The sequence below is a fragment of the Escherichia sp. KCJ4928 genome, from assembly GCF_004352695.1.
In the GTDB taxonomy this organism is placed as follows: domain Bacteria; phylum Pseudomonadota; class Gammaproteobacteria; order Enterobacterales; family Enterobacteriaceae; genus ECMA0423.
On record NZ_SJWV01000171.1, the window covers coordinates 1 to 8,563 of the forward strand.

Here is an 8,563-nt window from a genome sequence, read left to right on the forward strand (position 1 = left end):
TTATCGATCAGGCCTTACGATCAACGGATGATATGATCAAAGCAAATGCCTGGTATCTTTATAAAGAGTGGATTCGTAGTGATGATGTTTCACCTATATTTATAGAAACTGAAGAAAAGTTAAGAACCTTTAACACTAATAAATTAACACGAGACGATAATATATTTATCCTGTTCTCCTCTGTCGATGATGGGCCTGTTATGGTGGTAAGCTCCCAGCGCTTACATGATATGTTGAATCCTACAAAAGATACCAATTGGAATTCCACGTATATCTACAAATCCAGACATGAGATATTGCCTGTTAATCTTACTCCGGAAACACTTTTCGGCTCCAAATCTCAGGATAAATATGCACTTTTCCCCATTTTTACTGCGAGTTGGCGAGCTACTCGTATAAAGAATAAAGGTATTTAAGTAAAGGAAAACATCACCATTCCTGGCATCCTGGGCGGTGATGCCCCTATGGTTGCCCTCGCCAGCACGGGCATCGGCAAAGCGTAAGGTTCAACAGCGTTTTACCACTTCATGCGATTGTTGCGTTTTTGTTGCGCATTAGATCACTTAATTTGCTTTACATCTCCCGTAAACACTTTTCTGCGATACAATGCCTTTACGTTATGTAACGGAGAGTTCGGCATGTCACACCCCGCGTTAACGCAACTGCGTGCGCTGCGCTATTTTAAAGAGATCCCTGCCCTGGAGCCGCAACTGCTCGACTGGCTGTTGCTGGAAGATTCCATGACAAAACGTTTTGAACAGCAGGGAAAAACGGTGAGCGTGACGATGATCCGCGAAGGGTTTGTCGAGCAGAATGAAATTCCCGAAGAACTGCCGCTGCTGCCGAAAGAGTCTCGTTACTGGTTACGTGAAATTTTGTTATGTGCCGATGGTGAACCGTGGCTTGCCGGTCGTACCGTAGTTCCTGTGTCAACGTTAAGCGGGCCGGAGCTGGCGTTACAAAAATTGGGTAAAACGCCGTTAGGACGCTATCTGTTCACATCATCGACATTAACCCGGGACTTTATTGAGATAGGCCGTGATGCCGGACTGTGGGGGCGACGTTCCCGCCTGCGATTAAGCGGTAAACCGCTGTTGCTAACAGAACTGTTTTTACCGGCGTCACCGTTGTACTAAGAGGAAAAAAATATGGAGTGGAGTCTGACGCAGAATAAGCTGCTGGCGTTTCATCGCTTAATGCGTACGGATAAGCCAATTGGCGCGTTACTGCTGCTCTGGCCAACATTATGGGCGTTGTGGGTGGCGACACCGGGCGTTCCTCAGCTCTGGATCCTGGCGGTGTTTGTCGCGGGTGTCTGGCTGATGCGCGCTGCCGGATGTGTGGTGAATGATTATGCTGACCGCAAGTTTGATGGTCATGTTAAGCGCACGGCGAACCGACCGCTTCCCAGCGGCGCGGTAACGGAGAAAGAGGCGCGCGCGCTGTTTGTAGTGCTGGTATTGATTTCATTTTTACTGGTGCTGACGCTGAATACGATGACTATTCTGTTGTCGATTGCCGCGCTGGCGCTGGCGTGGGTATACCCATTTATGAAGCGGTATACCCATCTACCGCAAGTGGTGCTGGGCGCGGCGTTTGGCTGGTCGATTCCAATGGCTTTTGCCGCTGTGAGTGAGTCGGTGCCATTGAGTTGCTGGTTAATGTTCCTCGCCAATATTCTCTGGGCGGTGGCTTACGACACGCAGTATGCGATGGTTGACCGCGATGATGATGTGAAGATTGGCATTAAATCCACGGCAATCCTGTTCGGCCAATACGATAAATTGATTATTGGTATTTTGCAGATTGGCGTACTGGCACTGATGGCGATCATCGGTGAGTTAAATGGCTTAGGCTGGGGATATTACTGGTCAATTGTGGTGGCTGGCGCGCTGTTTGTTTATCAACAAAAACTGATTGCCAACCGCGAGCGTGAAGCCTGCTTTAAAGCATTTATGAATAATAACTATGTTGGTCTGGTACTATTTTTAGGGCTGGCAATGAGTTACTGGCATTTCTGATGATGTAAAAAAGCCGGATGATCATCCGGCTTTCTTCTGGGTTGCCTGATGCGCGGCGCTTCTCAGGCCTACACAACACATCGCAATTTATTGAATTTGCAGATTATGGAAGGCCGGATAAGGCGTTTTCGCCGCATCCGGCAATTCTCTCTGATTACCCTTCGCCCTGCGTCGCACTCTCAATCGTCAAACGCACGTCTGATGTAATCAACTCCGCCAGCAACTGATAAACCTTCATCGTTTCTGCCGGTTCGGCATCGCCGCTATCGCTGATATACCCTTCATCACGCAGTGTCAGCACCAGAGAACTGAACACCGCCTTGTCGAAGAACTCCGGCGCGTTGATGCCGTGCAGCACGGAGAGACGTTGCGCGACGGTGCGGCTCTCTTTCTCCAGCGTACCGCGGTTGATCGACGGGTTGGCACTCAACAACCAGAAGGTGATGGCATAACGTTGCAGCGTTTCGCGCGCGCCTGCGGCGAGCAGCTGTAGCGTGCGAGAATGCACCGGGTTGATATGCAACTCATCATCTTGCAGGGTAATCAGCCCCTGACGTTGCATCTCATTTGCCAGCGCATCAATAACGTCCGGCAACTCGTCGCGATCCCAGCGCAGGAACAGCTCCGCTTTCAGCATTGGGTAAAGCACATTGACGTGCTCCATCAATACGTCGCGGGAGATGTGGCGATGCTGGGTGACAATTGCCGCCATCAGCGAAGGCAGTACCAACATATGCGCAATGTTGTTGCGATAGTAGGTCATCAGCACCGCTTGCTCGCGTGGCAGAATGATGATGTCGCCGATAGTGTCTTTCTCGACTTCAAACTTGTTCATTTGCAGCGCGTGATCGATAAGCTCGCTGGCGCTGGCTGAAGGAACGGTAGAGTCCGTGGAGTAAGGTACGTTGCGCATCAGATCCAGGTAGCAGTTGAGTTGCTCGGTTAACTGCTCGCGGGTGAGTGAGCGCTGACGTGATGCCAGTAGCGCAGTACAGCACAGGTTCATGGCGTTTGCCGCGCCTGCGTTGTTAATGCGTACCATCAGATCGGCAGCAATATTATTGACCGTCGGCGTTAACCAGGCCGGACGCACCGCTTCGATGGGATCGATAGATTCACGCCAGTCTGGTACGTGCTGGTTAAGGTAGGTCATCAACGGCATTGGTTCACCGAAGTTGACGTAACCCTGACCGAGATTACGCAGCTTGCTTAAACCGCGCAGCATCTGCGGCAGGCTCTCTTTCTCTTTCGTCGCGCCGCGCAGTTCTTTGGCGTAAGTACCCACTTCCATGACGTGCTCATAACCGATATAGATCGGAATCAGCGTAATCGGACGCGTGCCGCCACGCAGCATCGCCTGAATGGTCATCGACAGCGTACCGGTTTTCGGATCCAGCAAACGCCCCGTGCGGGAACGACCGCCTTCCACGAAGTACTCGACGGAATAACCACGGCTGAACAGTTCGCCGAGATACTCACGGAAAACGGTGGAATAAAGTTTATTGCCTTTAAAAGTACGGCGAATAAAGAACGCCCCCAGACGGCGGAAAATCGGCCCGGCCGGCCAGAAGTTCAGGTTGATCCCGGCGGCGATATGCGGCGGCACCAGCCCCTGGTGGTACAGCACGTAAGAAAGTAGCAGGTAGTCCATGTGACTGCGGTGGCAAGGCACATACACCAGCTCATGACCGTCGTGGGCCAGCTGGCGAACGCGCTCGGCGTTATGGACGTTGATGCCCTGATAAAGTCGGTTCCAGGTGAAGCCCAGAATGCGGTCAGTCAGGCGGATCATCTCGTAAGAGAAATTCGCCGCAATCTCTTCCATCAGCGCAATCGCGTTCTGCTGCGCTTTTTCATGGGAGATTTTTTTGCTGCGCGCTTCATCTTCTACCGCTTTGGCAATGGCGCGGGAGGCGAGCAGCTTATTAAACAGATCCTGACGAGCAGGCAGACGTGGGCCCACAGCAGCCAGACGTTGACGGGCAAAGTGCATACGCGCCACGCGCGCCAGTTTCTGTGCGATAGTTTTATCCGTGCCGTGTTCATCCGCCATACGGCGCAGCGAAACTGACGGCGAGAAACGCACAAAACTGTCGCGACCGAGCCACAGTACGGCGAAAAATTTCTGTACGCCGTTAAGCATACGCAGCGGCGGGTTTACTTCGCCTTTTTCACGCCCCGGCGCGCGACCAAACATCACCGATACTGGCACCATCTGCACATCCAGATTTGGGTTGCTGCGGTGCAAATCAAGATAGTCGTGGAACAGCTTAATAGACTCTTCTTTCGGCGTGTAATAGGTGAACACACGCGGCCCGCCGTGAATGAACACATAGCGCGGCAGTAGCGTGCCGTCGATTTCCAGCGGCTCTAACGGGTCAGGCAAGTCATGAGCCAGACACTGGGCGCGCAACGTCAGCAAATCTGCTTTCGAGTTGTACGGTAAAACGTACATAATTGGACGAGAGGTATCCAGCCCCAGTTCCGGGGCAGGATCTGCCGGAATAGACTTGCTTTTTACCAGGATGCTTAATGGTAAATTCAGTAATTTGTAGTAAATTCGTGGCCAGCCGGACATAAACGATGTAAAGCCTCTGGTTAATAATGCAAATGCGCGGCAAGGATAGCAGAAAGTCATGGGAAATTCTGTGGTATCCGCTCATGTTTCGCGCGGCGTTACGCAAACCCGAATCATCGGATTTAACGGTACACTGATATTGACGCTCATAATGTAAAAAGGTTCTTTCAATGGCCAATAATACCACTGGATTCACCCGAATTATCAAAGCTGCTGGCTATTCCTGGAAAGGTTTACGCGCTGCATGGATCAACGAAGCGGCATTCCGTCAGGAAGGCGTAGCGGTATTGTTGGCGGTGGTCATCGCCTGCTGGCTGGATGTGGACGCAATTACCCGCGTGCTGCTTATCAGCTCCGTGATGCTGGTGATGATTGTGGAAATCCTCAATAGCGCCATCGAAGCAGTGGTTGACCGAATTGGCTCTGAATACCATGAGCTTTCCGGACGCGCAAAAGATATGGGATCCGCCGCGGTGCTGATTGCCATTATCGTCGCCGTGATTACCTGGTGCATCCTGTTATGGTCGCATTTTGGATAACCCTTCCAGATTTCGATAAATCTCTGGTTTATTGTGCAGTTTATGGTTCCAAAATCGCCTTTTGCTGTATATACTCACAGCATAACTGTATATACACCCAGGGGGCGGAATGAAAGCGTTAACGGCCAGGCAACAAGAGGTGTTTGATCTCATCCGTGATCACATCAGCCAGACAGGTATGCCGCCGACGCGTGCGGAAATCGCGCAGCGTTTGGGGTTCCGTTCCCCAAACGCGGCTGAAGAACATCTGAAGGCGCTGGCACGCAAAGGCGTTATTGAAATTGTTTCCGGCGCATCACGCGGGATTCGTCTGTTGCAGGAAGAGGAAGAAGGGTTGCCGCTGGTAGGTCGTGTGGCTGCCGGTGAACCGCTTCTGGCGCAACAGCATATTGAAGGTCATTATCAGGTCGATCCTTCCTTGTTCAAGCCGAATGCTGATTTCCTGCTGCGCGTCAGCGGGATGTCGATGAAAGATATCGGCATTATGGATGGTGACTTGCTGGCAGTGCATAAAACTCAGGATGTACGTAACGGTCAGGTCGTTGTCGCACGTATTGATGACGAAGTTACCGTTAAGCGCCTGAAAAAACAGGGCAATAAAGTCGAACTGTTGCCAGAAAATAGCGAGTTTAAACCAATTGTCGTTGACCTTCGTCAGCAGAGCTTCACCATTGAAGGGCTGGCGGTTGGGGTTATTCGCAACGGCGACTGGCTGTAACATATCTCTGAGACCGCGATGCCGCCAGGCGTCGCGGTTTGTTTTTCATCTCTCTTCATCAGGCTTGTCTGCATGGCATTCCTCACTTCATCTGATAAAGCACTCTGGCATCTCGCCTTACCCATGATTTTCTCCAATATCACCGTTCCGTTGCTGGGACTGGTCGATACGGCGGTAATTGGTCATCTTGATAGCCCGGTTTATTTGGGCGGCGTGGCGGTTGGTGCAACGGCGACCAGCTTTCTCTTTATGCTGTTGCTGTTTTTACGCATGAGCACCACCGGGCTGACTGCGCAGGCTTATGGTGCCAAAAATCCTCAGGCATTAGCCCGTGCGCTGGTGCAACCGTTGCTGTTGGCGTTGGGGGCTGGGGCGTTAATTGCGCTGCTGCGTACACCGATTATCGATCTGGCGCTGCATATTGTTGGCGGTAGTGAAGCGGTCCTGGAACAGGCGCGGCGCTTTCTTGAAATCCGCTGGTTAAGCGCTCCGGCGTCGCTGGCGAATCTGGTATTACTCGGTTGGTTACTCGGCGTGCAATATGCCCGTGCGCCAGTAATTTTGTTAGTGGTCGGCAATATCCTCAACATTGTGCTGGATGTCTGGCTGGTGATGGGGCTGCATATGAACGTGCAGGGCGCGGCGCTGGCGACGGTTATTGCGGAATATGCAACATTGCTGATTGGTCTGCTAATGGTGCGTAAAATCCTCAAACTACGCGGAATTTCCGGCGAAATGCTGAAAACTGCCTGGCGAGGAAACTTCCGTCGCTTGCTGGCGCTTAACCGCGATATCATGCTGCGTTCGCTGTTGTTGCAACTCTGTTTCGGCGCGATCACCGTACTTGGTGCGCGACTGGGGAGTGACATTATCGCTGTTAACGCGGTTCTGATGACGCTACTCACCTTTACCGCCTATGCGCTGGATGGTTTTGCCTACGCGGTTGAAGCACATTCCGGTCAGGCATACGGTGCGCGCGACGGTAGCCAGTTGCTGGATGTCTGGCGGGCAGCGTGCCGCCAGTCGGGGATCGTAGCGCTACTGTTTTCGGTGGTTTATTTGCTGGCAGGGGAACACATCATTGCGTTACTGACGTCGTTAACCCAGATTCAGGAGCTGGCCGACCGCTATCTTATCTGGCAGGTGATTTTGCCGTTGGTTGGCGTCTGGTGTTATCTGCTGGACGGCATGTTTATAGGCGCAACGCGTGCCGCCGAAATGCGTAACAGTATGGCGGTGGCCGCCGCAGGTTTTGCGCTGACGCTCCTTACGCTGCCGTGGCTGGGTAATCATGGTTTGTGGCTGGCATTAACCGTCTTTCTGGCGTTGCGCGGGCTTTCTCTGGCGGCTATCTGGCGGCGTCACTGGCGCAACGGTACCTGGTTTGCCGCAACGTGACGGTTAAAAATTCTGAATAAATAATCCTAAGCCAAATTGCTGACTACACTTAATCTCACGTTCAGAAGAAAAGTGAACGTACTCTCATTCACAACCTAACGATGAGGTCTTGATTATGAATAAAGATGAAGCCGGCGGTAACTGGAAACAGTTTAAAGGTAAAGTGAAAGAGCAATGGGGCAAACTGACCGATGATGATATGACGATCATTGAAGGTAAACGTGATCAACTGGTCGGTAAAATCCAGGAACGTTATGGTTATCAGAAAGATCAGGCAGAAAAAGAGGTCGTGGATTGGGAAACCCGCAATGAATATCGCTGGTAATTAATCCCTCCTGCCCGACGTGTACAAGGATGTACGCCCTCTTAACGCGGTTTCTTTTTCACCTGCACAGAGTGATCATGCTGGCACTGTTCAGGATGACGACACGCTTCCACTTCCACGCATGCCGCACAGAGCCCATGTGCTTCAATCACATTATGCCGCAGGGCAAACCCCATTTTTGCCGCCAGCGTATGCATAATGTCTTCCACGCCTTCTGCACACTCTTCTTTCACCGCGCCGCAGCGATCGCAAATAAACATGGCTGACGTATGCGTGGGCTGGTCGAACAGATGACAGAGCACATAACTGTTGGTGGATTCCACCTTATGCACAAAACCTTGCTCAAGCAGAAAATCCAGCGCGCGATAAACCGTTGGCGGCTTGGCTTGCGGTTCAGCTTCGCGCAGCAAATCAAGCAGATCATAAGCGCTGATAGCGCCATCCTGCAGACTCATCAGGCGCAACACTTCCAGGCGCTGTGGGGTCAGGCGCACATTACGCTGCGCGCAGATTTTTTCAGCCTGCGCTAATAACTCCTGCGTTGTGGTCTTTTCCATCGGGCACCTCAAAGTGGGGGTTAAGAATGTCCTTACTTTACCATGTTCCAGGAAAAACACCGAGAACCCTTATTGTTGCCGTAATGTTGATTTTCTGTTTTGTACGTAAGGTGTTGTGTTGCTTGGTCGTACCATTATCACCACGATAATAATTAATAATTCATTTTTAAATAAATTGCTTCAAGTTAACTCGCTATTTATTTAACTGGGTTTGATCGCATACCTGTAGTTCAGAAATTATGAGCGATTTTTGATAGTGACCAGATGGCAAAACACTTATAAGGAGGACACGGTACGACAAAAAAGGTAGATGAATCATGTTGAAGATAATACCCGGTGCAACTGGATACTTTAATAAAACACTCAATTCAAATCAATTCGATAATAAAGATGCAAACAAAGATAAATTAGATAATATAGATGCAAC

Annotated in this window: 8 protein-coding genes and 2 pseudogenes; 8 read left to right on the plus strand and 2 right to left on the minus strand. The window is 51.0% G+C overall.

Going from position 1 to position 8,563, the window contains the following annotated elements; genetic code table 11:
- The 3 genes and pseudogenes from E0D98_RS18910 to ubiA all read left to right on the plus strand — a co-directional run.
- Positions 1–416 (plus strand): annotated as a pseudogene (locus E0D98_RS18910) (hypothetical protein); the annotation flags it as partial.
- Between the two features lie 222 nt (positions 417–638).
- Positions 639–1,136, plus strand: coding sequence for a chorismate lyase (ubiC, locus tag E0D98_RS18915; protein WP_001297295.1), 498 nt, complete (start codon positions 639–641; stop codon positions 1,134–1,136).
- 12 nt (positions 1,137–1,148) lie between these two features.
- Positions 1,149–2,021 (plus strand): 4-hydroxybenzoate octaprenyltransferase, encoded by an 873-nt coding sequence (ubiA, locus tag E0D98_RS18920; protein WP_000455228.1) that lies wholly within the window; start codon positions 1,149–1,151, stop codon positions 2,019–2,021.
- A gap of 154 nt (positions 2,022–2,175) precedes the next feature.
- On the opposite strand, the gene plsB is transcribed toward ubiA, so the two are convergent.
- Complete coding sequence (plsB, locus tag E0D98_RS18925) at positions 2,176–4,599, minus strand: glycerol-3-phosphate 1-O-acyltransferase PlsB (protein ID WP_001301502.1); 2,424 nt, start codon at positions 4,597–4,599, stop codon at positions 2,176–2,178.
- 170 nt (positions 4,600–4,769) lie between these two features.
- On the opposite strand from plsB, the gene dgkA reads away from it, so the two are divergent.
- The 4 genes from dgkA to E0D98_RS18945 all read left to right on the plus strand — a co-directional run bounded on the left by dgkA (position 4,770) and on the right by E0D98_RS18945 (position 7,579).
- Positions 4,770–5,138, plus strand: coding sequence for a diacylglycerol kinase (dgkA, locus tag E0D98_RS18930; protein ID WP_000002907.1), 369 nt, complete (start codon positions 4,770–4,772; stop codon positions 5,136–5,138).
- Between the two features lie 109 nt (positions 5,139–5,247).
- Positions 5,248–5,856, plus strand: coding sequence for a transcriptional repressor LexA (gene lexA, locus E0D98_RS18935; protein ID WP_000646078.1), 609 nt, complete (start codon positions 5,248–5,250; stop codon positions 5,854–5,856).
- Positions 5,857–5,928: 72 nt separating this feature from the next.
- Positions 5,929–7,254 (plus strand): MATE family efflux transporter DinF, encoded by a 1,326-nt coding sequence (dinF, locus tag E0D98_RS18940; RefSeq protein WP_001295692.1) that lies wholly within the window; start codon positions 5,929–5,931, stop codon positions 7,252–7,254.
- Between the two features lie 115 nt (positions 7,255–7,369).
- Positions 7,370–7,579, plus strand: coding sequence for a CsbD family protein (locus tag E0D98_RS18945; protein WP_001030593.1), 210 nt, complete (start codon positions 7,370–7,372; stop codon positions 7,577–7,579).
- 41 nt (positions 7,580–7,620) lie between these two features.
- Here E0D98_RS18945 and zur read toward each other — a convergent pair whose 3' ends face one another.
- Complete coding sequence (zur, locus tag E0D98_RS18950; protein WP_001295691.1) at positions 7,621–8,136, minus strand: zinc uptake transcriptional repressor Zur; 516 nt, start codon at positions 8,134–8,136, stop codon at positions 7,621–7,623.
- A gap of 317 nt (positions 8,137–8,453) precedes the next feature.
- Between zur and E0D98_RS18955 the strand changes: the two are divergent.
- Positions 8,454–8,563: pseudogene (locus E0D98_RS18955) on the plus strand (DUF2713 domain-containing protein); the annotation flags it as partial.

What these genes read in the sequence shown, in the direction of transcription:
- ubiC (WP_001297295.1), top strand. Translation starts at nt 639, where the DNA reads ATGTCACACCCCGCGTTAACGCAACTGCGTGCGCTGCGCTATTTTAAA.
- lexA (WP_000646078.1), top strand. Translation starts at nt 5,248, where the DNA reads ATGAAAGCGTTAACGGCCAGGCAACAAGAGGTGTTTGATCTCATCCGT.
- ubiA (WP_000455228.1), top strand. Translation starts at nt 1,149, where the DNA reads ATGGAGTGGAGTCTGACGCAGAATAAGCTGCTGGCGTTTCATCGCTTA.
- dgkA (WP_000002907.1), top strand. Translation starts at nt 4,770, where the DNA reads ATGGCCAATAATACCACTGGATTCACCCGAATTATCAAAGCTGCTGGC.
- plsB (WP_001301502.1), bottom strand. Translation starts at nt 4,599, where the DNA reads ATGTCCGGCTGGCCACGAATTTACTACAAATTACTGAATTTACCATTA.
- dinF (WP_001295692.1), top strand. Translation starts at nt 5,929, where the DNA reads ATGGCATTCCTCACTTCATCTGATAAAGCACTCTGGCATCTCGCCTTA.
- E0D98_RS18945 (WP_001030593.1), top strand. Translation starts at nt 7,370, where the DNA reads ATGAATAAAGATGAAGCCGGCGGTAACTGGAAACAGTTTAAAGGTAAA.
- zur (WP_001295691.1), bottom strand. Translation starts at nt 8,136, where the DNA reads ATGGAAAAGACCACAACGCAGGAGTTATTAGCGCAGGCTGAAAAAATC.